The 24,569-nt window shown below is 37.8% G+C and carries 17 protein-coding genes; 5 read left to right on the top strand and 12 right to left on the bottom strand.

Annotated features, from left to right (window positions below; all coding sequences use genetic code 11):
• The first annotated feature begins 85 nt into the window (after positions 1-85).
• Positions 86-1,402 carry a cytidylate kinase family protein gene (locus B045_RS0111360; RefSeq protein ID WP_018464381.1) on the top strand — a complete coding sequence of 439 codons (1,317 nt, stop codon included), beginning with the start codon at positions 86-88 and terminating at the stop codon, positions 1,400-1,402.
• Between the two features lie 51 nt (positions 1,403-1,453).
• On the opposite strand, the gene B045_RS0111355 is transcribed toward B045_RS0111360, so the two are convergent.
• The 7 genes from B045_RS0111355 to B045_RS0111325 form a co-directional block, all read right to left on the bottom strand.
• A complete protein-coding gene (locus B045_RS0111355) occupies positions 1,454-1,831 on the bottom strand; it encodes a DUF5675 family protein (protein WP_018464380.1) in 378 nt (125 codons plus the stop codon).
• Positions 1,832-1,881: 50 nt separating this feature from the next.
• Positions 1,882-4,293 (bottom strand): DUF3987 domain-containing protein, encoded by a 2,412-nt coding sequence (locus B045_RS0111350; protein WP_018464379.1) that lies wholly within the window; start codon positions 4,291-4,293, stop codon positions 1,882-1,884.
• Entirely contained in the window at positions 4,290-4,640 is a 351-nt protein-coding gene (locus B045_RS0111345) for a hypothetical protein (RefSeq protein ID WP_018464378.1), read from the bottom strand. Before B045_RS0111345 ends, B045_RS0111350 begins: the two co-directional genes overlap by 4 nt.
• 106 nt (positions 4,641-4,746) lie before the next feature.
• Entirely contained in the window at positions 4,747-5,034 is a 288-nt protein-coding gene (locus B045_RS0111340) for a DUF3127 domain-containing protein (RefSeq protein WP_018464377.1), read from the bottom strand.
• 197 nt (positions 5,035-5,231) lie between these two features.
• Positions 5,232-5,774, bottom strand: coding sequence for a hypothetical protein (locus B045_RS0111335; RefSeq protein ID WP_154650164.1), 543 nt, complete (start codon positions 5,772-5,774; stop codon positions 5,232-5,234).
• Complete coding sequence (locus B045_RS0111330) at positions 5,746-6,591, bottom strand: hypothetical protein (protein ID WP_018464375.1); 846 nt, start codon at positions 6,589-6,591, stop codon at positions 5,746-5,748. Before B045_RS0111330 ends, B045_RS0111335 begins: the two co-directional genes overlap by 29 nt.
• Positions 6,584-7,477 carry a hypothetical protein gene (locus B045_RS0111325; protein WP_018464374.1) on the bottom strand — a complete coding sequence of 298 codons (894 nt, stop codon included), beginning with the start codon at positions 7,475-7,477 and terminating at the stop codon, positions 6,584-6,586. The genes B045_RS0111330 and B045_RS0111325 overlap by 8 nt, the downstream gene beginning before the upstream one ends.
• A gap of 789 nt (positions 7,478-8,266) precedes the next feature.
• Here B045_RS0111325 and B045_RS0111320 point away from each other — a divergent pair.
• Positions 8,267-8,740 (top strand): HU family DNA-binding protein, encoded by a 474-nt coding sequence (locus B045_RS0111320; protein ID WP_025883253.1) that lies wholly within the window; start codon positions 8,267-8,269, stop codon positions 8,738-8,740.
• 139 nt (positions 8,741-8,879) lie between these two features.
• Entirely contained in the window at positions 8,880-8,978 is a 99-nt protein-coding gene (locus B045_RS15360; RefSeq protein ID WP_154650163.1) for a DUF6486 family protein, read from the top strand.
• A gap of 779 nt (positions 8,979-9,757) precedes the next feature.
• Here the strand turns inward: B045_RS15360 and B045_RS0111315 are convergent.
• The gene (locus tag B045_RS0111315) at positions 9,758-13,681 is read right to left on the bottom strand and encodes a hybrid sensor histidine kinase/response regulator transcription factor (RefSeq protein WP_018464372.1); all 3,924 of its coding nucleotides are present in this window, start codon (positions 13,679-13,681) and stop codon (positions 9,758-9,760) included.
• Positions 13,682-14,271: 590 nt separating this feature from the next.
• Between B045_RS0111315 and B045_RS0111310 the strand changes: the two genes are divergently transcribed.
• Complete coding sequence (locus B045_RS0111310) at positions 14,272-15,255, top strand: TraB/GumN family protein (RefSeq protein WP_162163154.1); 984 nt, start codon at positions 14,272-14,274, stop codon at positions 15,253-15,255.
• 313 nt (positions 15,256-15,568) lie between these two features.
• On the opposite strand, the gene B045_RS14625 is transcribed toward B045_RS0111310, so the two are convergent.
• The 4 genes from B045_RS14625 to B045_RS0111290 all read right to left on the bottom strand — a co-directional run bounded on the left by B045_RS14625 (position 15,569) and on the right by B045_RS0111290 (position 23,710).
• Entirely contained in the window at positions 15,569-16,609 is a 1,041-nt protein-coding gene (locus B045_RS14625; protein WP_018464370.1) for a glycoside hydrolase family 16 protein, read from the bottom strand.
• Between the two features lie 513 nt (positions 16,610-17,122).
• Positions 17,123-19,129 (bottom strand): RagB/SusD family nutrient uptake outer membrane protein, encoded by a 2,007-nt coding sequence (locus B045_RS0111300; RefSeq protein ID WP_018464369.1) that lies wholly within the window; start codon positions 19,127-19,129, stop codon positions 17,123-17,125.
• 12 nt (positions 19,130-19,141) lie between these two features.
• Complete coding sequence (locus B045_RS0111295) at positions 19,142-22,441, bottom strand: SusC/RagA family TonB-linked outer membrane protein (RefSeq protein WP_018464368.1); 3,300 nt, start codon at positions 22,439-22,441, stop codon at positions 19,142-19,144.
• Between the two features lie 135 nt (positions 22,442-22,576).
• On the bottom strand, positions 22,577-23,710 hold the full coding sequence (locus B045_RS0111290) for a glycoside hydrolase family 43 protein (RefSeq protein ID WP_018464367.1): 1,134 nt from the start codon (positions 23,708-23,710) through the stop codon (positions 22,577-22,579).
• A 216-nt stretch (positions 23,711-23,926) separates the two neighbouring features.
• Between B045_RS0111290 and B045_RS0111285 the strand changes: the two genes are divergently transcribed.
• Positions 23,927-24,544, top strand: a complete 618-nt coding sequence (locus tag B045_RS0111285; protein ID WP_018464366.1) for a fumarylacetoacetate hydrolase family protein — start codon at positions 23,927-23,929, stop codon at positions 24,542-24,544.
• Positions 24,545-24,569: the final 25 nt, after the last annotated feature.

The raw sequence follows: 24,569 nt of genomic DNA, 5'->3' as shown, positions 1-24,569 counted from the left end.
AAACTATTAATAATGCAAATATACATAAAAACAATTATTATTAGTAATTTTGTATCCGAGAAAATAAATTGTAATCAATAAAATAATGAAATCAGCAAGAAGTGGGAAAGAATTATTGCGCAGATATGTGGTATTTATAATTGCACTCTTTATAATTGCGTTCGGCACGTCTTTGTCAATACGCGCCAATTTGGGTTCATCCCCTATCTCGTGTCCTCCTTATGTGTTGAGTCTCGTTCCAGGCACCAAGTGGTCAATGGGAAAATACGTAATCTGTATGCACATCTTTTTCATTCTTTCACAGATACTGCTATTACGAAAAAACTATCATATTATTCAACTGTTACAAATTGTCGTGAGCTTCATTTTTGGATTCTACACCGACGTAACAATGTGGATGACAGGGCTTTTCATGTTCGACAGCAGCATATTTGGTTACGTGATGCGTTGCATTCAACTATGTGTTGGCGGAGGACTGCTAGCCTACGGAATTGCAATCGAAGTGAAATGCGACGTGTTGACACTAGCCGGCGAAGGATTTCCGCTGGCAATATCAAAAGTTGTCCATGCCGACTTCGGCAAGGTAAAGATGTTCAGCGACACAGGTCTTGTTGTCATTGGCGCAATATTATGCTTTATTTTCATTGGTGGCTGGCATTGGGACATGATAGGCGTAGGCACATTGTTCTCAATGTTCTATGTAGGCTTTCTGATAAGAAAGTTCAGTCCATATACCAAGTGGCTAGAACCATTTTTCAATGCCACTCCGCTAACAGTCATCACGACAGAAAGAAACATCAGCGCATCTCCTTTGGTAATAACCATTTCGAGAGAATATGGCAGCGGCGGTCACGAGGTTGGCGAAAAACTTGCAAAGAAACTCGGTATAAAGCTCTACGACAAATACCTGATTGACAAGACTGCCGACGAGCTTGGATGTTCTTATGATTTCGTAAAGGAGAACGAGCAGAATATTTCAACAGCCAAGTTATGGAAACTTATATTTACCGACAAGAGCATTCCTATGTCAATGAATCCATCTGAAGACGATGCAATCTTTGTTTCACAGAGTCGCACCATAAAGAAGTTGGCAGATAATGAGTCATGTGTAATCGTTGGTCGTTGCGCCAATTGGGTATTAAAAGACGACAAAAACAGTTTCCACGTCTTCGTATGTTCCGACATCAAGGATGCTGTTGGGCGTGTAGTCGGCTACATCAATTCTTCCCCTGAGAAGGCAAAGGAACAGATATTAAAAACAAACAAGGCACGTGCTAATCATTATTGGCAATACACAGGAGGTTATTGGACCGATGCCCGCAACTACGACCTTGTAGTAAACTCTTCAAAAATAAGCATTGACAATATTGTAGAAATAATCTGCAACAGCGTAAAGAAATAAAAACAAGTATATTTGCGGATGCACGACAAACATCGGCATCCGCAAATATCATTAGATAATCTCTAAGAAAATCTTTTCATTTCTTTTTACGCATTCAACAAACAATTCAGTAAGTTCATTAAATCGTCGTTCGCTGTGTATGCAAAGTCCCCACGTTACATTATCGCCCACGATAATACTTCCCGATCTAACCTTAAACACACCATTACCGGCAATAAGCTCTCCAACAGCTTTTCTTCCGTTAGACCTTATTATCAATAGATGCACACTCTTTTGCGAAGTATCTAACTGCATTTTCACCTCGTAGCGACCAATTTCAAGGCATTTAGGTGTAAACTCCGCAGTGTGGCAGATTAGGCGGTTGTGAAGTCTCAGCAATCCATCTGTTGTGTCTTTGCGAACACGTATTCTTTTCAATTCCAAATCCATAATTCAATATCTATTATTTAAAATGACCAAAATGACTTTGACCATAATGACTAATTTGCAATCTTGCGATAATTATTGTTTTCCTGTTGTGAAACGATTCCCTGTTTTTTCCAGTTCTTCAGCATCATACACACTGAATTTCTAGTACAGTTTCCGCCTTTCACGGCAATAGACTGCTGCAACGCCTGTTCAAAGCTGAATTCATCAGCCAGACGTGAGAAGATGCTGTCGTTCTTTCCACGGTGCACTCTCACTCCTTTTGCAGAGCCCTGATAGTCGTGTGAGGTGATTGCAGACTCTATCTTCTCTCTAAAGAAATACATGTTATTTTCTATCAGTGAATCGGCAATCACGTCGTAGGCATCAAGAAATTTCGGTGTCTGAACCTTACTAATTACTTGTTTCCACAATTCATGTTTCTGCGTTAGCAACAGTTCTGCTTTAGCATATCCGTATTTTCTTATCAACTGTCCGCACACTGCACAAAGCATCAGACAACACATCATGCGTTGGGCGGTCACGCACACTCTGAAACGCTGTCGGGCCATAATTCGGTCGTCGTTCTTCATCGTCTCAAGTCTCATTTGTTCTACCCATTGCCTTCCCTTTTCCTCTAGTTTTGGCAATTCAATGTCGCCCTGAATCAGCGGCAGCAGATGTGCCACCTGCATAATGCGTTCAGATTGTTTATCGGATAGCTTCGGTGGATTGTCATCAAGTTTTGAGAATGTGTTATCAGGAGTGTGAGCAATGGCAATTCTCGATTGGAAACCGTCGGTGTAGTTACTCACCACTCTATAAAGAGCATCGGGAGTGCCACACATCACAACGTTCCACAACAGTCTGTCAATATGCACATTTACTGCGTCAACCGAACGAGCCTCACGGTCGAAAGCACTTCCGTCGTAACTTTGCCTTATCATCACCGAGAAGTCGCTCATTGCTGATTTCCACTTTTGAGCCACGTTGTCGGCTTCGGGAGTGAACGAGAAAGCATGTTTCCCCTGAACGTTCTGCAATTCCTCGGCAAGATTTGCCACTGTATTGTTGAGCGGCAGCCAGCGTTTAGGCAATTTGGGTTCAACTGGTTGTTCTTTCTTGTTTTTAGAAGCCTTATATTTAGCCCTCCATTCCTCATGCTGTTTGTTGTATATTTTCGTGAGTTCACGTTCCTCGTTCATCCATGTTTCCACGATAGGGTCAATGTTTCCCTTTCCAGAACCAAATTCTCCCGCAATGTATGAAATAAGATTTAGTGAGTTTGCTTTGCCGTGCACATAAAGTTTCACACCCGTCGCCAAGGCGCCGATGGCAGGACAAATGGCAGTGAGCACAGGCATCGTCAGTCCATGTCCAGCAGCCTCGATAGAATCTTTCACACCCTGTACCATAATCGAATGAGGCAACTGTCTGTAATAAAATTCTTCGTCACGCGTCTGCACTTCGTCAATAGCGTTCACCACATCCTCGTTGCCCATATTGTCTTTTCGCAGAGCTGTGAGCACGTCGCGCATTCTCTTTGGCATTTGCGTGCGTCTTGAAATAAGTGCTGAATCGATACATTTAAGTTTCTGTTCCTCACTAAATCCATCATAACAAGGAACTACTTTGCAGAGGGTATTGCGGTCGAATCCGCAAATATGACGTAGATTTACAGCCAATTCAAACGTCAGCACATCACGATTACTCTTCACCGGAGTGTGACCATCATTGTATAGTTCCCACCATTTGTTTATTATATCAGAATATGGAATGCCAAGATAAGACATTTCTGTATTTTGAATTTTGTTGTCACAATTTATTTCCAGTGTAGTTTCTTCAACCTTTGCTTCATTTTCCTCATGGATGGCTGGATGCCAGTGCTTATTTGCTTTATGCGCCTCTGGGGGAAGTTCTTCTATTCTATGTTCCAACGCTTCGGCTTCCGCATTCACGTCGGCTTCCACATAATTATCACTAAAGAGTTCATCATTCAGATAAAGCAGATTATCCTTGTCGGCGGTAGTTGTGAAATACACTCGATTAATGTCGTGAGCACCAGTATCCATTTCGCAGTCAAGCATACGAGCAATGCGCACTTGATTTTCAAGAATCGTCTTTCCCCGTTCGCGTTTCATCACAGCGTGACCACCCTGTCTGGCACTACGTTCAAGCATCAGCAATCCATATTTTTCAGGATTATCAAGTAAAGTCTTTGCGGCTTTCTCAAATTCAGCCTTGTCGTCAAGATCAAAGCCAAAAGCCATACTAGGCAGTTTGCAACCCTTAACAACGCCCTCAGGATAATGGCTCGAATAGTTCATCTGCACAAGTCGTCGCTTTGCATTGTCGTTGCCTTCACGCGCCAATTGCAGGTTTGCTTTCTGCTGGCTGCTGTCTCTCAGTCTAAGATATTCATCTTTTGTTTTAACGGGACAAGCCACCTTGTGGCCGTCCCTGATAGATATTACGTATACGCTCATACAGTTGCCTCTCTTGCCTCTTTCATTATCGTGTCCATGCAGTCAAGTCCCTCATTTTTAAACACCTTCAGCGTGAGTTGAATTGCACCGTCGGCAGTGGCTGAAATTCTGCCGTGAGCCAACTTTTTGATAAGGGTACTCTTTGGTCTCAATACAGGTTTAGCCACAAAGTCAAAAGTGCCATCCGCCATTTGCTGTCCCACTCCTCTACTTCTGAATTTCTTCACCAATCCCACTTCTGGGCTGTCGGGTGAGAACATAAAGAATTTACTTTCGTCATAAAAAGCCTGTCCGCCAAGCTGTACGTGTTCAACTTTTTCGTTGAAATTATTCTGATTATTTATCATTTTGTCTGAATTATTACGAGAAGAGCAGAGCCTCGTTAAAGCTGTCGACAATTATCCCTGGGCACTCTACACCCGCTCGTTCAACTCAGATTAAAAAAATAAAAGATTAAAAACTTCTGTTATCTTCGCCGAAGTTCGTAATGCGCAGGTCGTTAAACCATCTGCCCTGATATTCATGAGCACGAAAGGCAAAGTCTGCCCATAGAGTAGTGTTCTCCTTGAATTCAAATTTATCCACAGCATCACCAAACAGGCTTGCCACAATCACGTCGGGATACATCACTTTCTCGTCGGCTTCGAGCACCACTTCTCTTGTTTTCCAATCGTTTCCGTTTTGGCTCTTTCCGCTTTTCACTTCCATGAGAGCCTTCACCTTAAAAAATCTCTTTTCCATTATTATATTTGCATCCGCCTTTCAAAAGTACAACCCGCAAACTTGCCGTTGTATCGGATGACGGATGCAAATGTAGGGCAAGTTTTTTGTTAAGCCATTTCTGCCTTTTAAGCTAAATTCAATTCGGCTTAAAACAGAAATAGGGCAACCCTTTGCGGATTGCCCTATATGCCTATAATCAAATGCGCTAAATAAATTTATTTAATGCCTAATTCTTCAATCAATTTTTTCACTTCATCAACTAGCAAAACATCAGGCTCGCGATTATCAATGAGCCTCTTTATAAATCCAGAATAACTTTTCTTGGTTACACTGCTTGTTAGTTTACAGTCTGAATAAAGAAAATCATAACATGAATTACCATTACAGTTACTTGGTAAGATTTCTTTCTCTATCAATAATTTGTATAATACAACAAACACCTTTGAGGGATAATTATCTTTGCTTGAGCATAGAGTTTTATTATTCTTAACATGATGGCGTGATAGAAAATCATTAAATGCTTTTGCACATTTTTCTGTAAACACATAATCTTTCTCACCGTCTTTCTCAAAAAGAAATTCTGCTTTTCTGCCACGACGTGGAGTTTCAACCTTTGCTGCCGTTTCTTTTATTTCAACAGCATCGGCAACTTCAGCTTCTGCCACATGATCAGTTTGTTGGGGAGCAAGGAATACTCCGCCATAAACCGGACCATTGAAAACATTGCAATTATTGTTCTTCTGGTGGAATTTGTCCATAATCATTTACTAGTTTACCATTTTTATCCCAATCTTCCGGCAACATAAATGTAGGATTTTTTACTTCACCATTAAACACGTTGCTGCCGCTTATGGTTTGATTCGTTGCCTGTTCATGTTTTTTACGAAGGTCAAGACATCTACCGCGTGCGTATTCTATTGCTTCATCAATTGAAGTACTTGGGCATTTTCTTTGAAATTCATATAACATTGACATAAGATAAGTAATTCTTTCAAGTCCAAATTCTTCGGCAGAATCTACTAAATTAGTTAGTACGCTTTCAACTGTTTGTTCATCTTTACTACAATCACACAAATCACTTAGTTTCTTGCTTGTATCAGCAAAAAAGCCTTCATGCTCTTTAATCATTTCGTGATGGTGTAAATCATCAGATAATTGTTTGTATTTGGGATGCGTACTTATGTTTCTAATAATTGCCAACATTATTATGGTGCATTCTTCCGTCTCCCCAGCCTCGCTCAATTTTATCAAGGCACACCAAAGAACAAGAAGCGTAGTGTATTGTGCCTTTTCCTTACTACGCTTTATTAATGAAGTGCCATCTGATGATTTTAAAGAGGCATAACGTGAATTAAGATTTAGTCCTATGTTATAGACCATAAAATCAGGATGTTCGCTATTAATCAACCTTTTTACAACCTTCAGAGCTTCTGTCCATATTTCCTCTGGATTCAATTCGTCATCCATTGAGGTATATTTAGCTAACAAAAAATAAGCTACCATAAACAAACTATCCGCTTCAAGATATTTATTCATTCTGTCCATGCTCTCCTTCTCCGAAAATCTCTTATACATTGCCTATTGTAGTATTTAAATTTATACTATTTAGAAAATCAGTTATCATCTGGCACTTGCTATCAAACAAGTCATCATACTCTTGACTAAGCGCTTCATCATTGATTTCACGCTCCTGACTACCATTCTCTCCACATATAATATTTGTTCCGTTTGTCAATTTTAACTTAATTTCAGAACCAGTGGCAGCACACGCCTTAACACAACGATTAAGTAAATCCTTGCCTTCATGCGGCGTAAGCACTTCGTCATCATTGGCTTCCCAACTTAATCTTGGTGCACCATTCATATCGTCTGCAGTGTCAAGTATGTTTCCAATCAAGTCTGATATTACAGGTAGATTGGGAAACGGAAACTTAAAATTCACCATTTTTATCTTATAGGGATGATTCGTCACTATTTTCCAAAACTCGTGAGAGTCAAAACGTGGAGCTATAGTTATTTTTAATCGTCTTTGTGCAAGATATAAATTAAAGGTTTCCATCATTATTTTAGATAATGCCACAGGACTATAAAAGGCTTCTGTGAGTTTCTGAATAGCTATCGTCTGCACATCCTTGCGGTTATCAATAAATACCGCGCAACTAGGATTGTCAGGAATTTTCTTTTTTATAAATTCATGTTCAATCTTCTGCTTTTTGTTATTGGCTATTCTTAAATCCCAAATTCCGTCTTCCTGCCACACCACTATTTGCTTATATTCCTTCTTTCCCTTTTTAAAAGGAACACCCTCATCAGCCATGTAATGAAGGTAATCATCCAAAATCTTTTGTTTGTTTAATCTTGATTCTTTTACGTCTACTCTTTCTAATTCTTTAAACAGACCACGATCTTCAGGACAATTTATGTAACTAAACTCGTAGGTGAAAATTTGCAGTTTTGCCATTAATTTCTTAGTTTTTTATTAATTAAGGGTCATTTAGAGGCAATGTAGTTTATAGCCTGAAAACACTCCGGTAAAATTATTATTTAATTTACTTCTATTACTAGTTGGTCTCATAAACACAGGTATTGTCTATTTTCATTTTTAGTGGTTTCTTATATATAAGTAATCTACATGAAATTTTACCTATCCATTTAGCCTTTCTACCAAGGCTTAATTGCCTATACCAGACAAAGAATTATTTCGACCAACGGAATACAAAGGTAATAAAAATATCATAGAATAACAAATTAAAACTAATTTTATTTTACACAGCAGTTAACAAAACCCTTTATTATGTAAATATTTTTTAGTTAAAATATTCATTATGTTCTCTAAAACGTGGTCATTTAGTCAAAGTCATTTTGGTCATTTTCAACTTCTGATAAGTGGGACTATTACTATAATATAAATTATATATTTAAATATATAATTTATATTATGGCTTGGAGCGCAACATCAAGAATTCAAAATGACCAAAATGACTTTGACTAAATGACCTCATCGTGAGGATGATAACATGAATGAATGACACTAATTGCATGCTGAACGAAAATAGTTAGCGCTGTAAAGTTAGCAATATCAATGTTTTAAAGTTTTGAAATTTAACCTCTGAACAACGAAACTTTGAAATCGCTTGTTTGGAATTGTTATTTGCCCTACCTTTGCACTCGTCATCCAAACGTGATGATGACCGAAGAGAGAATTTGCGCTGCTCGCCGAAGTCGAAACATAAACCAAAATATTAATATCATGCCTTTGAACTATAAAATTTACATGAACAAGAACAAGAAGAACTTGAAGACATACAACAAATTCTATGCAAGAGTGGTACACACATCCACTGTTGAGACCGATGAACTAGCGGGAATTATAGAACGCAACTGCTCTGTGAAGAAGAGTGATGTATTGGCTGTGTTGACAGAAATGTCGGAAGTGATGAACGACCAACTGCAAGATTCAAAATGTGTGAAACTCAGCGGAATAGGCACTTTCAAGCTTGCAGTATCATGCATCGGAGCTGATAGCATTCCTGAATTCAACCCAACGAAAAACATCAAGAAAATCCGCGTCAGCTTCACTCCTATCACCAAGGTGGACCGAGCAACCAACAAGCGAATAAAGAACTTCACCGCAGGAGCCAAGATGAAGGAGTACGGGCAGTACACCAAAATCAAGACCGCACCAAGTGGTGGTGACCCTAACGGTGGTGTTGTGAAGCCATAAAAACTAGCCTTTGGTGGGACTGTCCGGAAAGTCTCGCCGCGGCTACACAAAAGAGCAAAACAGCAAAGCCCTCTCTATACAGCCAATAGAATTAACATTAACCACAGTATTTTCTTAACCATTTAAAAACACAAATATCATGAAAAAGAATGAAGTATCAATTATCATCAAACTAGTTATCGCCATTGCCACAAGTCTGCTTGGCATTCTTGGAACATCTAATCAGTCGGAGGAATAACTTTGACCAACGGTGACCTTAACAAAATCATCAAGACAATCACTAACCTGATTATGATGGCTGCGGCAATATGCGCTCTAATAGGATGCGCAGTGCATTAAGAATGCAACCCATTGCTAATAGCAATGCAACCCAAAGCGATTGGAATATAGAGCCAAAACTAATGGATTTGAGAAAACCCAATCTGAATGGAACTGAACTATTTTTTTCACTTAACTTTAGCTAATGGTTCATCACAAATGCAGAAACAGTAACGCCGAAACTCGAAATGAGCTTCGGCGTTTACCGTATCTGTTCTATTCTCCTTATTTATCCATTTCTTTATAAAGGATATAAACGAGCTTGACAAATAAGCAAAAAATTCAGGATTGCTAGAGTTTTTACGACTAAAGAAAGCACCGACAAATCAAATCATCTAAACGATTATAAAAATAAGATTGTGGTTCTGAATGTCTAAAAACAAGCTGTGTGCGAACACAATATATTGATTTACATCAAGAAAAGGTGTATTTATGCATTAAATGTACCTGAAAGTATTGCGCGCAACTGAAAATAACCCTATCTTTGCATCATCAAAAGGTTAATAGATTGTTTAGGTTAGTAGTAATAAAATTTTAGGTTTAGTTATTAGGTTTTTAAGGTAAAGTTAATAGATTGTACAGGTAATAACTTGGAGACCGTGAGGTTACCATTTATTAAAGAAATATTTTAAAAATAATAATAGGCGTTGAAGCTCGTGATTTGAGTTTCAACGTTTTTTTTGTGTTCATGCAGATGCCCTAAAGGCTCTGCACAAACAGTTTAGGAGTGGTCTTCATCTTGCGCTTAAACATCTCTCGGAAATTCTTAACATCTTTGAATCCACAACTCTCACAGACAGTCTCTATATTGGTTGCCCCATGCTTAAACATCTGCACAGCCTTATAAATCTTATAATCGTTGATAAACTCTATGAGAGACATTCCCGTCATCTGCTTTACTTTCTTGTAAAGAGAAGAATGGCTCATAGCTAGCTTGTCTGCAAGGAAATCAATGCTGAAATCATCATTATTAAGATTATCATCTATGATCTCTCTACACCTTAACAGAAATATCTGTTCTTCCTTGGTGTAGTTGTTAGACTTATTGGTTATGGAACTTGTCAACTCGGCATTGTCAGTCTGCTCAATAAGACGATCTATTCTTTTTCTGAGGACTTTGAGTGAAATTGGCTTGGTAACATAGGCATCGGCACCATTATCAAAGGCGGTGAGCATGTCTTCCTCGGAAGTCTTAGCTGTGAATATCAACACTTTTATGCTTGACAACTTTTTGTCGGCTTTCAGTTTTCCAAGAAACTCCAATCCGTTCATATTAGGCATCATAATGTCGCAGATAATTACATCAGGTAGATTCTTGACAGCCTGCTCCAAGCCCTCTACTCCATCACAAGCCGTGAACACCTTGAAGTCGGAAACGAGATTGCGCTCTAACAACTGTATAGTCTGAGGTTCATCATCTATGATAAGCACAGAATGAGTAGCTGTGGGATTGCCAGGCGACTTGGCTGCATCAAATGGTTCAGGTTTAAGACTGTGGTCTGCATCTAAAGCACACTGGCTGCTGTCAATTAAATCATCAGCAGCATGTTTACGCTTTGGCATTGTGAAAATAAATTCAGAACCTTTTCCCACTTCGCTTTTCAAAGTGATTCTGCCACCATGAAGTTCTACGAAATTCTTCACAACCGACAAGCCTATGCCGTCTCCCTCACTTTGTTTCTCACCACGCTCTGTACGGAAGAAGCTTTCGAATATATTATCGCGCATTTTTTCGATGATACCGATTCCATTATCCTTTATTGAAAACATTACGTCTTCGTCTCTATCCTCTATTGAGAAGACTACATTGCCGCCCTTTTTGGTGTATTTAAACGCATTAGACACTAAATTTGAAATAATCATCTCTAGTTTTTCAGCATCAAATGTAAGCTGGATGTCTGTCTTATCACACTGGAACTTAAACGAAATGTCTTTCTGTTCGCAGAGGTTCACATAGTCCTCGGTAAGGTTTTGACAGAATGCCACTACGTTCATGCGTTGCAGAGCCAGTTTGAGTTTATCAGTATCCATCTTTCTGAAATCAATAATGCGGCTGATGAGTTTATTCAGTTTCACAGAACTACGATACATTGCATGAAGATAGGAATAGGGAACGTTGACAATTGAGGTTTTAACGTCCATCAATTCCTCAATCTGTGCTGCAATAAGGAATACAGGGGTACGCAGTTCGTGAATGATGTTGGTATAGAATGTCATTTTAGCATCATTGAGCTTTTTCATCGTGTCTTTCTCAATCTCGCTTATACGCATATTATGCTTTATATCGAGTTCATAAAGATAGAACTTTAAAGCTGAGACAAAAAGTAGAATGAAGAGAATTATCCAAAGCCCAATAGCCCACGTTGTCTTATACCACGGCGGTGTCACAACAATGTTGAGCACAGCTGACTTTACCCAATGTCCGTTACTGTCGATACACCGCACAAAAAAATCATAAGTTCCAGGCGGAACATTCGTATAAGACACCTCTCGCGAACCAGACAATTCACGCCAGGATGTCTCCAATCCTTTAAGGCGACATGAGAAATGCACACGATTTGGCGATTCAAGTTCGGGTACGGAGAAATGTATGGTGAAGAAATTCTGATCATAAGAAAGTTTTATGCTCTTTATGCTGTCGCCATAAAGATTAAAGACCTTGTTATCATTGTTCAACAGATTTAAAGATGTGAGACTGACCTTATCATAAAGCTGCCTGTAATGAATTAATGCAGGATTGAACATGACTAATCCCTTTGTACTTCCAAAGAACATCGTATGCCCGCTGAAAATACTTGAATTATCGGTAAAAGTAGATGAAATATTTTCGTCAACATCGAATCTTGCAAAGGTCTGAGTTTTGGAATCAAACCTGAACAAGCCATTCTCTGTTCCCATCCATAACTGTCCCTTGTGATCTTCCTCTATGGCTACAACGTTATTGTCTGTAAGTCCCTGGTTATAATCATATTTACGTATCGTATTCAACTTTTCATCTATGCAGTATAAGCCATAATAGGAAATTGCGACCCACAGTCTAGCGCGCGAATCTACATAAATATATTTTATGTCATTAGCAGGCAACCTCATCTTTGCCGAGCTTGCTGAATAATGCTTCATGATTTTAAAGCTGCGTCTGTCGACCTTGTAAACTCCGAGATGGCTTGCACCAATCCAAACATAATCGCCCTCACGCTGAATAGCCGAACAGTTGACACCAATAAGAGACTTGATGAGTTTTGCCTTTCCGGTCTTCTTATTAAACACACTGATATTTGGTCCTCCCACCCAGATGTTTCCCAAGCCGTCATCGCACATTGTCCACACATTATTTTCATCTCCAAGCTTGACTGAAGGCATGCTGAACAATTGGAAACGTGAAGTGGCAATGGAATATTTTGCTAATCCCTTTGTGTAGATTGCCATCCACACATTTTCATTATCCTTCAACAACGAAACCACATTATTACCTGCAATATTACTGTTTGAAGTGTTAAGCACACGTGTCTGCTTAGTAGTCTTATCATAGATATTCAGTCCACCACCGTCAAGTCCTATATAGATTTTGTTGCGGTCGTCAACTACGGCTGTCACAATATCATAGCTAATACCATGATTTGCCCTACTTAGCATCACGAATTTAGACTGCTTATCAGAATAGAGATTAACTCCAGCACGATAAGTACCAGCCCATAAGTCGCCGCTTTTATCTTTGAATAAAGAATAAATAGCATCACCGCTAATATTACTGTTCTGCGGTGTACATTTCGTAAGTGTTCCATTCTTAGCAAACACTAATCCAGATCCGTCTACGGCAAAAACAGTACTGCTTTTATAATCAACAACATCCATAAGATTATCGGGAACGGCAATGGGAGCCTCATAAAATTTATCTCCCACAACTTTGAACGCAAGGCTTTTGCGTCCAATTCCATTACCAACAAATATTGCATTAGAATTTTTACTGTAATGGATGTTAATATTATAAGTGATAGTAATTTTCTTGTTTATCCGATAAAGGATGTGGCTTGCATCAGCCGACAATACATAAAGTCCCGCAGAACCAACAGCAAGCAACTTTCCATTTTTGAACTTGTTTATCGCATATATTTTGCAGCCATGAGTAAGTTTACGAAAATTACAATCGGCAGAGGCTGCGCTTTTTATATAATAATCGCCAAATTCATCAGCTGCGATAATATTTCCATAGTTTATAAGTAAAGAGTTCATTCTTGACTTTAACATATAAGAGCGTCGCTTATTGGCAACATAAAACTTATGAAAAAGTCCGTCGCTGAAAGAATAAAAGTCCACACCTTTATTTGTGGCAATAACAAGTCCATTGCTTACCGGCAATATCTTTCTCACGTTATTGTCTGGTAAAGAAAAGGCATCGTTAACGTCGTGTCTGAATGTAGTAAACAATAGCCCGTCGTAACGGCAAATTCCATTGACAGTTCCCATCCAAATAAATCCATGAGAATCCTGATTCACACAATTCACCGTATTGTCTGGTAAACCGAATGTATTGTCAATAACTTTAAACTGCTCACTGGCACTCAATCGGAAAAAAGACAAGATAAAGAATAACGTTGACCCAAACAGACGACAATTATTTTTCATGAAAATACATATTGATTAATCGTAAGTGCAAAAATACGAAATAAAAATCTAACCACAAGAAATAAGACAAAATAAAAAAGATTGCTCCTTAATTTAATTAGGAATTAACCAAACATAAAGCCTATATATTTCTATTGATAATTAAAGTTATTATCGACGTGGAGATTCATTCCTCCACCATTGAAATTTATCGTATTTGGTGTGCTGATGTTATCCTTAAAGAATGCCATTTTGTGGTCTTTAGAGCATAGTTTCGACACAAGAGAAAGGATTTGATGTGAAATGAGAACTTCTATATAAAAAAAATAGTATTTTCATGCGTTCAAACGAAAAATTATCAAATATTTTTTGTAATTTTACAGCTGAAAATAAATACTAAAGACAAAGCAGAAAGCTCATGAAATAACACCAATGAAGCTTGCAAACCGATAGATCTCTACCATTATGTTGACCACAACACACTTGACTTCGTAAGGTTCTTTGTTTAGGCTCACATTATTATGGCTTGGAAACAAGAATAAATATTTGTGACGTGTGATTTATACTAAGACTGTAGATTAAACCATTTTTTTTACATGAAAAATAAAAATATGAAAATGTATTTTAGAAAGTGTGTGTTTATCATTTTAGTAATGGTATCAAACAATTTACTTGCCCAAACCAATTTAACCATAAATAAGGATACTTTGGCTGATAAGGTAGGTTGGCTTTGGGAAATAAGCGGTAACGGATTAACGCAGAAATCCTACCTATTTGGAACATGCCATGGAGATGGGTATAATTATAAGAAAGAGGAAATCTTTAAATTTAAAGGACTTGCTGATGTTTTCCAGAAAGTGGACGTTATTGGTTTTGAAGCAAAAAGGAATCTACCGCTTAAAGATTACAAAGAAATTGCAATCACTATTTATAATTGGATGAAAAGGCCAGAGCCCAAATATCTGATGCCACGGGGAACTTATTATGTAAATCTTTACGACAATAAAACTCAATTTCAGGAAGTTCATAAATACTTGAGTGACAATATGTCTGATATTGAATACTGGAAAAAGAAGCCATACTATTGGATACCACGAATCAGCTATTCGCAATATACAAAGTCTCAGTATGGTATAAAAACTGTTGATGACGTTTTATATGATGAAGCCCTCAAAACGAAAGCTAATATAATAGCCTTAGATGATAATAAAGCGCAACTCACTCTTGTTGATATATTGAAGAATACACAAAGTGATGATAAGCTCCCATTAAAGGAACAAGCCAAGAAGCTTTACCAATTCATACATGCAATAAATTCAATCACGACTAATTCCCAACAAGAATTAACAAATTTGTATTTGGAGAATGATTATTATAAAGTGGAGAGTTATTTTAATTGTCCAGTATTTCAAAATTCTAAAGAGGTTAATGAATTATTAATACGTGACAGAAATCAAAAATGGGTTCCTATTATCGAAAAAAATATTAGTAACCATTCATGTTTATTTGCATTTGGTCTTAGACACATGATGGGAGAAGATTCCATCATAAAGATGCTTCGTGCCAAAGGTTACACGATAAAGCCTGTTATATAATGAAAAGAATAAATTTAAAAACGATTTATAATGAATAAGAAAATTACAGTAATTAGAAAGAAGTATTTTCGTTCTTTTTTGTATTTTGGTGCCCTAGGCGTACTTGTACAAACGTTGTTTTTCAGCGATTATGATTACCATACTATCATATTTTGGATTAAGATATTTATTTGTTTTACTTCATTCTATTATGCTTACAGACTGAAAAAACAATCCATACAAGAATAAAACGAAATTTAAAAAGGTCGATTCTCAATTAAACTGAGAATCGACCAAACATTAAATCTATATAGTCCTATTGAGAATAATATCTTTATTGATAAACACGCACATAATCAATGTAGTATTTCATAGGGAAAGCACTATTATCAATGCTTCCGCCATTATCTCCACCTAAAGCAAGATTCAACCAAATAAGATCGCCAAAGTCTGCAACCGTATTGCTAAACGGATTCATTCCGCCACCACTTGGTGCACCGCCACCATTACCATTTACAGTTTTAGATGTGCTTATTTCATTGATCAATTCATCATCAATATAAATTTTCAAGCTATCACTGGTCCAATCCAAACGCCAGATGTGATATTTTGAAGCCCAGTCCTTATCCTTGCTTATATAATTATCCATTGGCACAACTTTAGACTGCCAGTTGCCACTCCATCTCTTATCTGAACCCCAGCAATAGTTAGCATGAATAGCAGGAGCTCCACCAGAAGGATAAGACTCCAAAATATCAATCTCACCGCCAAGAGGCCATTCCCAAGTATTGCCGACTTGCCAGATAGCAGGCCAAGAGCCACTTGCTGTAGGAATCTTTGCACGCACAAGCACAGTACCATATTTGTAGATGTATTTGCTTTGCATTGAAGCACTTGTGTATTCAGCATACTGTCTATTTTGCTTCCAATCAGAACTTCCTGACTGATAATTAGGATTGATTACTCTTTCTTTTCTGGCTTCAAGGAGCAAAGCCCCTTTACCATCAAGATAAGCATTATCTGCCTGATACCACTGATCTTCGTGATTGCGCTGAAATCCATTTTCAAAAGACCATTTACTGGCATCTGGCTTTCCTGTTCCGTTGAACTCATCATTCCAAACAAGAGTCTTTCCATTGAATTGCTGTTTTGGAGTTGTCTCGTCTGGTTTTGTTGGGTCTTGCATCACTGTGCTGTAAGCATCAGGAGGCATTAACACAGCAACAGAACTTGCTACATCTAACGTCTGATGCTGTTTCACGGCATTGATATTAGAAGAGACAACAGCCTTAGCTTTTATTGAGAAAGGCGAAATCAGACTAATCGCGACAAATATGAATGAACAAGTTGTGCTATTTCTAAAATCATTATTCATATTAATTATTGACATTAAATTATTAATAATTTACATTGGATTAACTGATAGTTATTAATCTTTCTATAAACATATAAAATTATCATCGGTATTGGTTTTCGTAATTAGATTTCCCAAAACAGAAAGATCCTCAAGGTGATAGGTTTAAATTATACATGATCATTAATATTTTTGAGTACATTAAGATTATGCAAAATTACACAAAAACCTTCCTTTTCTTAGACTTATTTTCGTAAAAAGCAGGGGGTGTTTCGTAATTTCTTATTATTTATTAAAATCCTATAAACTCCAACTATCACGCCATTTTATCATTGGCTTGACGTCGTTAAACACCATTGTAATTCTTCTTGCTGCTAAGGTAATAATAATTTATAGTATAACAATGTTGAAAATAAGATTATTAACGAATACTTATTTTTTATTTACGAATAATAAGGAGAATATAAAATAAGGAGCCAGCCAAAATATTTTTTGACTGACTCCAATGTTAACTATAATCCTATATAACAAAGCCTATTTTTCGGCAGGTTGATCAGTTGTTGTAGGCCAATATGGATTCTGATACAACGGAGACTGATCTATTGACGCATGGTCTGATGCAGTAAGCAAGAACTGGCGTATAGGCAATGGTTCAAGATAATGAGCCATGTGCCATGTTAATCCATTCTTAAAGTTATTGTTAGCCATAACGACCTCCAATGGTCTGTAGTATTCACTCAAAGTTGGAGAAGATACATTTGAACTTGAAGAACCGTCACCCTTTAGACCAGTGTACCAACCTTGCATAGGAGTATTCCACAAGTGGAAGCCTTCAACATGGCAAGGAGTAGTCATCAATTGATCATAAGAACGCCAACGTTCCAAATCCATACCGCGGAGTCCTTCTGCAAGAAGTTCACTGCGACGCTCACGACGTATATTATAGAGAACCTTATCTGTTAATAGTGAACCGGCAGTATAAGCGCCCCAATCCTGTGTTTCCTTACTCATATCAGTAGCTTGAATTGTTACAGTAGGATCAATAGCCGCGCCAGAGAATCCAGCTTTTTGACGAACGATTTTCCAATACTCCAATATTCTACCAGAACTCAAATCATTAGTAAGCATATACTCTGCTTCCATGTAATTAAGTAAAGCTTCTGTTGCACGGAATATCTCACATGCATTATAACTTTTACCATTACCACATAATAATCTATCAAAAGTACCACCCTTACGAATTGTGTAACCAGTTACGTAACCAGTCTCACTTGTTTTACTTTTAATATTAGGCACTGGCTCAACTTGAACGTAATGATCCTCAGAAGAATTCATGTTTTTAAAACAGTTGATCTGTCCTGGCACCTTAAGGAAGATTGTAAGACGAGGATCGCGGTTTGTAGCAACTTGTGTCAACGATGTGTCACAATATTGATAATCAGATGCATAAATAGGTTTACCATCTTTCATCAAGTAACCTTCTATCAAGCTGCGAGTGAAACCAGTACCTATATCTCCAGCCTCCACAGCAACCTCTACATCATTATTGACACTCAAAGAAGTACTATACTGTCTCCAAAGTAAAACCTCTGGTGTGTTTGAACAGTCAGTTGTACCCCATATATTGAAGTATGGATTATTAGCATCGGATAATGACTGAGGTATCTTTCCTGTATTGGTAACCAACTGGTTCTTATACTTTTCAGCAACCTGTTCTGATGCATCAGCAGCCAACTTAAAGAAATACTGCGCCTCTTTATCTATAGAGCCAGAAGGATACGCATAATTTTTATTATAATCTTTTGTAGCTCCAGGCCAGCCTGTTCCCTGTGGAACGAAAGGAGTTCCAGCAAAGTTTGTCAACCATGAACCTTCAAACAAAGCTACTCTAGATTTAAACAGCAATGCAGCATCTGTAGAAACTCTTGTATGCTTAGATTCAAAGTCTTCTTTCATATAAGTTACAGCCGAGTCAAGATCACTGACTATAAAACGAGCAACCTCATTACATGGTTGACGTTTGTCAGCTGCAACAAGAATAGCCTCATTATCAGCCAAAGGTGCTGTAATAATAGGAAGGTCGCCAAATTTCTTCAATAAATCAAAATAGCAATAAGCTCTCATAAAATATATTTCACCAATATACTGACGAATATTTACATCAGAGCCACTAATACCTCCTACTTTATACTTAGTTAATATCTGATTTAATTGATAATTTATGTTTCTGATGTTAGACCAAGACCAGTCACCATTCGTATTACTTGTCTTATACAACCCTGTTCCAAATTTATTATCTGGAGACCAAGATGTCTGATTATCAGTATTATTATCATTGGTATAAGTTCCATAATTCCATCCTCCATGTCCAGGAAGAACATCTTGATAGAATTGGTTAGCAACTGCTTGAACCTGAGACTCCGTACTATAAAAACTTTCAGGAGTAAGATAAGAAGGTGGATCTTGCTTTAGATAATCATTACAAGAAACAAGTCCTACCGACATTGCCAGTGCTAGTATGTGAATTTTATATAGTTTCATATCTTTATTATTTTAGAATGTTACATTAAGTCCAAAAGCTACAGTCTTTGATAATGGGTATCCATTATTTTTATTACCGCTATTATCATAACCAATTGTCTCAGGATCATATTGATTAGGAACACTAGTTATAGTAAACAAATTCTCAGCTGAGAAGAATACACGCAAATTTGTTATTCCCCAATTTGAAACCAAAGCCTTTGGTAAAGAATAACCAATCTGCAAATTCTTTAAACGCATGTAGGCTGCATTCACTAAATAACGACTTTGACACTGAACATTCTTGTCACTCCAAGTTGGTCTAGGAAGGAAAGCATCTGTATTTTCGCTTTGATATCCATTAGCAACTGACCAAGAACTTGCATCACGATAATAATCTGATACTCCTGTTATGCCAGAGCACCACCAGCGTCCACTGCCTGTAGCTCCAAACATATATTCAAGACCGTTCCAAGAACTACCTACCCAAGAATCACGCTTCAATACACCCTGGAAGAATGCACTAATATCGAAACCCTTCCAACTTGCATTCAAATTTAAACCTACTAAATAACGAGGTGTACTATTTCCGATAACTTTCAAGTCTCCATGATCAGCAAGTGTACGCGCACCAGAAGTTACTAACTTATCACCATTCAAGTCCTTGTACATAATATCACCTGCACCCCAATTGCTACCTATTGAGCTTTGATCAGCTACAGCTAAATGAGCATCCATCTCACTCTGGCTCTTTGCAATACCTTGTGTCTCATAACCCCATATCTCGTTCATATAACGACCAGCAATATAAGTATCAATAGAATTTGTAGGGTTATTAGGATAACGAGTAATCTTTGTTCTTGCATCCGACAAGTTAACTGTTACACCATAAGCTAAACCATTTTGCAAAACGTCACGCCAACTAACCTGCAATTCCCAACCGTTTGTACGTAAGTCGGTATTATTAGTTTTTGGCACGCTAGTACCAAGAATAGAAGGTAATTCAGGAGCACTACCAATCATATTCTTTGTATTTCGAACATAGTAGTCAAAGCTACCTGTTAATCTATTATTAAAAGCTCCGAAATCAAGACCAACATTATAACTTTCAACAGTTTCCCAACCTAAAGAAGTAGAAACAAGACCAGGTGCACTTGTTATATTTGTGTTTGTGCCGTTCTGCAAGTAAGTTCCTGTAAAAGGAGAATATGTTATCGTTTGGTATGTTTGATACCAATTATCAGTATTCTGGTTACCCAAAGAACCATAAGAAGCTCTTAATTTCAAAGTATTAATATTCTTTGATAGTGACTCAAAGAATTTTTCTCTGGCAATATTCCAACCCATAGATACAGAAGGGAACAACTTCCACATATTATCAGTACGGAAACGTGATGTTCCATCATATCTAAGGTTTGCCTCTAAAAGATAACGCTCATCATAGTTGTAGTTAAAGCGTCCGAAGAATCCAGCTGTCTGCCATTGGTTACGAGCACCATTAGTACTTGGAGTTACAGCAGTACCTGTATAGCTAAGTCCTGATGTCAAGTCAACTTCTGGTTTGCTAGGATCCAAAATACCATCACGCTGCAATCCGAAAACAGTCTGTTTAAGCTGTTCTGTCTGGAAACCACCCAATATATGTAGATTATGCTTTTCGGCTATGCTCATTGAATATTCAGTATAAGCCTGGAAGTTAAGATAGTTTTCCTTTTTAAGATCTTCATGCACATTTGAACTTGTATTGTAGATTACAGGTTGACCAGAAACATCGTGATTATATGTCTGCTGAGAATCCCAATGACGATCGGCATTCATTATTCTGTAATTAAAATCAACATGCGTAATCCAGTTTTTTATTGGCTCTAGCTTAAAACCTAACTGATGATATTGAGTATCCTCTTGAGTATTATCATTTCCACCTGTTGCCAAGGCTAAAGCTGGAGATGGTGAAGAATAATAATATCCATTACGATCATATAATGGTAATACTGGCCATCCCTGTCGTGCCATGTCACTATACAAACCATTTGTCAATGCAGAAGGGCGTTTGTAGTCTGTACGAGTAAAGCGCATTGAATAACTCATTGTAATCCATTTTGCCAATTCTGCATTAATTTTAGCAGTTCCATTATAGCGTTTGTAACTATCAGGACTCATCTTCATAAAACCACCATTATCCAAATAGTTTATAGAAGTATAATAATTAAAGCTCTGATTACCACCATTTACGCTTGCATTATGTTCCTGAGAGAATGCTGTATTTTTATAAACAACATCATACCAATCAACATCGTCAACACCATAACCATATCCATCCTGCCATGAAGTACCATTAGTACCTATTGCATATAATTTCTGACCATCAGCTGTAATACGCTGTCCAGGACCATTTGGTGTTGCATTATGATACGCAACGATCTGTTTCATTCTGTCATTATCAAAGAAGACACCATTACCACTATTATAATCGGCATCGTTCATCCATGATGCGAAATCCACAGAATTCATCATGTGTTTTCCATGAATCAAAGAGCTCCATCTAAAACTATTATTATAGTTTACGACTACTTTGCCAGCACCACCTTTTTTGGTAGTAACGAGTATTACACCAAAAGGAGCACGAGAACCATAAATAGATGAAGCAGCAGCATCTTTAAGTACAGAAATGCTTTCTATATCCTGAGGATTTACAGTATTTAAATCACCTTCCATACCATCAATCAATATTAATGGAGAACCACTAGAACCTTCACCTATAGTTCCTGTTCCACGAACATTAATATTAGGAGTGGCATCCAAGGTTCCACTGTTAGAAGAGATTTGCAAACCAGGGATAAGGCCCTGAAGCGCCTGAGTTGCATTTTGTACAGGGCGTGCAGCTATTTCATCACCCGTGACAACACTTACTGCACCTGTTAGATCTAGCTTTTTCTGTGTACCAAATCCAACGACAACAACTTCATCAAGAACTTTAGAATCTTCTTTTAAGACTACATTCAAAGGGGCTCCTTTCTTGGAACTGACAAATTGTGTCACGTAACCAATATAAGAGATTTCAAGTTCGCCACCACTTACTCCTGTCAAGACGAAATTACCATCAACATCAGTAATTACTCCAGACTTGGCACCTTTAACTTTCACAGTGGCACCGATAACAGGCTCGCCCTTGGGATCAAGAACATGTCCTTTAACGACGTCAGACTGTTGAACAGCATTGACTGCGTCTACACCTGCTCTTGAAACAAGTGGAAAGCCGACAGTAAAAGCTGAAACTAAAACCGTAGAAAACAGCAAATGTTTTCCAGAGAAATGCTTTAGATTATTACTCATAAAACGTACATTTAAGTTTTAATTATTAGATAGATTATTGTTATAAAATGTTTTCGTTCTGCAAATATGCTAAAAATATTTTAATGTATAAGGTATTATTTTCGTAAAAGCAGGGGTGTTTTTCGTAATTCCTTATTATTTATTAAAATCCAACAGACTCCAACTATCACGCCATTCTATTATTGGTTTACCTTCCTTGAATTCTATTGGCAACCAAATATATCTTGCATCACTTGGATGTTCAGGCTTCCATATATCGCCCATAAAAATATATTTTCCGTTCACATTCAGAACATAGGTACTCTGACCACCAAATGTTAAGTCAGCTCCCTTACCTACACATGGATTTGGCAACTGCTTCCATGGTCCCATGATGTTATTTGCAGTAAACAATCTAGCTTTGTTTGGTGCCCATCCGGTACATCCGCTTGTAATCATCCAATACACGCCATTTCTCTTAAATACAGCAGGGGCCTCATTCATTTCAGAAATAGCCATTCTAGCATATTTACCAGTATGAGCAGTGTAGTCATCGGTGAGTTCAGCTATCTGTAAAGTCAAATTGTCTTCAGATGAATAGATGTGATAAGCCTTTCCATCTTCATCAACAAAAACAGTCTGATCACGTGCCATTTGTCCGCTTGCAAGGTCTCTTTTTACAAACAAGCCCTTCTTTATAGCATCATACCATTCAGGAGTCCACCACTTCAATGCCATCATGTCGGTGTAATGAGAATTTACATCAACTGTATCTTTACCTATTATATTAATAGGATAGACATTTGGATTTACTCGTCCCGAATGAATGTACTTATAAGGTCCGGTAACATTGTTACTTACTGCCACACCATAGCGAGCTGCAGAATACCCATTACCCTTTAGTTCGAGATGAAACCACATAACAAACTTTTGGGTCTTCTTGTTGTAAACAACCTTTGGACGTTCCAATATGCATCCTTTGGCAATATCGCTGGTTTCATCGTCAGATACGGCAAGTGCCACACCACGATTGGTCCAGTCGACAAGGTTTTTTGAAGAATAGCAAGTAACACCTACCATTGCAGAGCTTGTAGAATCAGACTTGTGTTCTCCAAACCAATAGTAAGTACCGTTGTAATTTATCACACCTCCACCATGAGCATTGATGTGGACTCCGTTGTTGTCCTTCCAAATTTCACCCGGATAAAACTTCTTAGATGCGCCTTTTGCGACAATCTGTGTCGGCAATAGCGCTAGTAAAAATAGACTAATTATTAGTTTCGTTTTCATAATTAAAAATATAACGACTGCAAAGTTAAGACAAAGATTAATAACAAAGCGGTGTGTTTTTCGTATCATAAGAGGTGAAATTGGTATTATGCAAGAAAAGGCTTAATTTGCGAAAAACAATCTTTTATTTTGTGATTTCGGCAACTTTATTTACCTTTGTCAATAATACAGGAGAAAACGGATTTTACCCAATCCCTTTATAAAGATACAAACAATATGAAGATTTTTGCTATTGGAATGAACTACGCCGAGCACAATAAAGCACTGCACGGTACATCAAATAGGCCAGAAGAACCCGTGATTTTCACAAAGGCTGACACAGCATTGCTGAAAGACGGAAAACCTTTTTTCATTCCCGACGACATGGGAAGGATTGAATATGAAACAGAATTAGTGGTGAGAATATGCAAACTGGGAAAAACTATTCCAGAACGTTTCGCCCACCGATATTATGACGCAGTGACTGTGGGTATTGACTTCACTGCCCGTGAACTGCAAAAGAAGTTGAAAGATGCAGGTAAGCCTTGGGAAATAAGCAAGGGGTTTGACGGTTCGGCTGCGATTGGAGACTGGATGGATAAAGACAAACTTAAAGATATTCAGTCTTTGCAATTTCATCTTGACATCAACGGCAATACTGTACAAGAAGGTTTCGCTGGTAACATGCTTTACAAAGTTGACGAAATCATTGCTTACATCAGTCGCTATTTCACGATTAAGACTGGCGATCTACTTTATACCGGTTGCCCTACAGGTTGCGGTCCTGTACATATTGACGACCACTTGGAGGGTTACCTAGAAGACTACAAACTTTTGGATTTTAATTGCAAATAGATCGCTGACTAAATATTTAAATAAT

The organism is Segatella paludivivens DSM 17968 = JCM 13650 (genome assembly GCF_000373185.1).
Classification (GTDB): Bacteria; Bacteroidota; Bacteroidia; order Bacteroidales; family Bacteroidaceae; genus Prevotella; species Prevotella paludivivens.
The sequence above is the reverse complement of the archived record's forward strand: the minus strand, read 5'-3'. Positions and strand labels throughout refer to the sequence as shown.

What these genes read in the sequence shown, in the direction of transcription:
- B045_RS0111360 (WP_018464381.1), top strand. Translation starts at nt 86, where the DNA reads ATGAAATCAGCAAGAAGTGGGAAAGAATTATTGCGCAGATATGTGGTA.
- B045_RS0111355 (WP_018464380.1), bottom strand. Translation starts at nt 1,831, where the DNA reads ATGGATTTGGAATTGAAAAGAATACGTGTTCGCAAAGACACAACAGAT.
- B045_RS0111350 (WP_018464379.1), bottom strand. Translation starts at nt 4,293, where the DNA reads ATGAGCGTATACGTAATATCTATCAGGGACGGCCACAAGGTGGCTTGT.
- B045_RS0111345 (WP_018464378.1), bottom strand. Translation starts at nt 4,640, where the DNA reads ATGATAAATAATCAGAATAATTTCAACGAAAAAGTTGAACACGTACAG.
- B045_RS0111340 (WP_018464377.1), bottom strand. Translation starts at nt 5,034, where the DNA reads ATGGAAAAGAGATTTTTTAAGGTGAAGGCTCTCATGGAAGTGAAAAGC.
- B045_RS0111335 (WP_154650164.1), bottom strand. Translation starts at nt 5,774, where the DNA reads ATGGACAAATTCCACCAGAAGAACAATAATTGCAATGTTTTCAATGGT.
- B045_RS0111330 (WP_018464375.1), bottom strand. Translation starts at nt 6,591, where the DNA reads ATGTATAAGAGATTTTCGGAGAAGGAGAGCATGGACAGAATGAATAAA.
- B045_RS0111325 (WP_018464374.1), bottom strand. Translation starts at nt 7,477, where the DNA reads ATGGCAAAACTGCAAATTTTCACCTACGAGTTTAGTTACATAAATTGT.
- B045_RS0111320 (WP_025883253.1), top strand. Translation starts at nt 8,267, where the DNA reads ATGCCTTTGAACTATAAAATTTACATGAACAAGAACAAGAAGAACTTG.
- B045_RS15360 (WP_154650163.1), top strand. Translation starts at nt 8,880, where the DNA reads ATGAAAAAGAATGAAGTATCAATTATCATCAAACTAGTTATCGCCATT.
- B045_RS0111315 (WP_018464372.1), bottom strand. Translation starts at nt 13,681, where the DNA reads ATGAAAAATAATTGTCGTCTGTTTGGGTCAACGTTATTCTTTATCTTG.
- B045_RS0111310 (WP_162163154.1), top strand. Translation starts at nt 14,272, where the DNA reads ATGAAAATGTATTTTAGAAAGTGTGTGTTTATCATTTTAGTAATGGTA.
- B045_RS14625 (WP_018464370.1), bottom strand. Translation starts at nt 16,609, where the DNA reads ATGAATAATGATTTTAGAAATAGCACAACTTGTTCATTCATATTTGTC.
- B045_RS0111300 (WP_018464369.1), bottom strand. Translation starts at nt 19,129, where the DNA reads ATGAAACTATATAAAATTCACATACTAGCACTGGCAATGTCGGTAGGA.
- B045_RS0111295 (WP_018464368.1), bottom strand. Translation starts at nt 22,441, where the DNA reads ATGAGTAATAATCTAAAGCATTTCTCTGGAAAACATTTGCTGTTTTCT.
- B045_RS0111290 (WP_018464367.1), bottom strand. Translation starts at nt 23,710, where the DNA reads ATGAAAACGAAACTAATAATTAGTCTATTTTTACTAGCGCTATTGCCG.
- B045_RS0111285 (WP_018464366.1), top strand. Translation starts at nt 23,927, where the DNA reads ATGAAGATTTTTGCTATTGGAATGAACTACGCCGAGCACAATAAAGCA.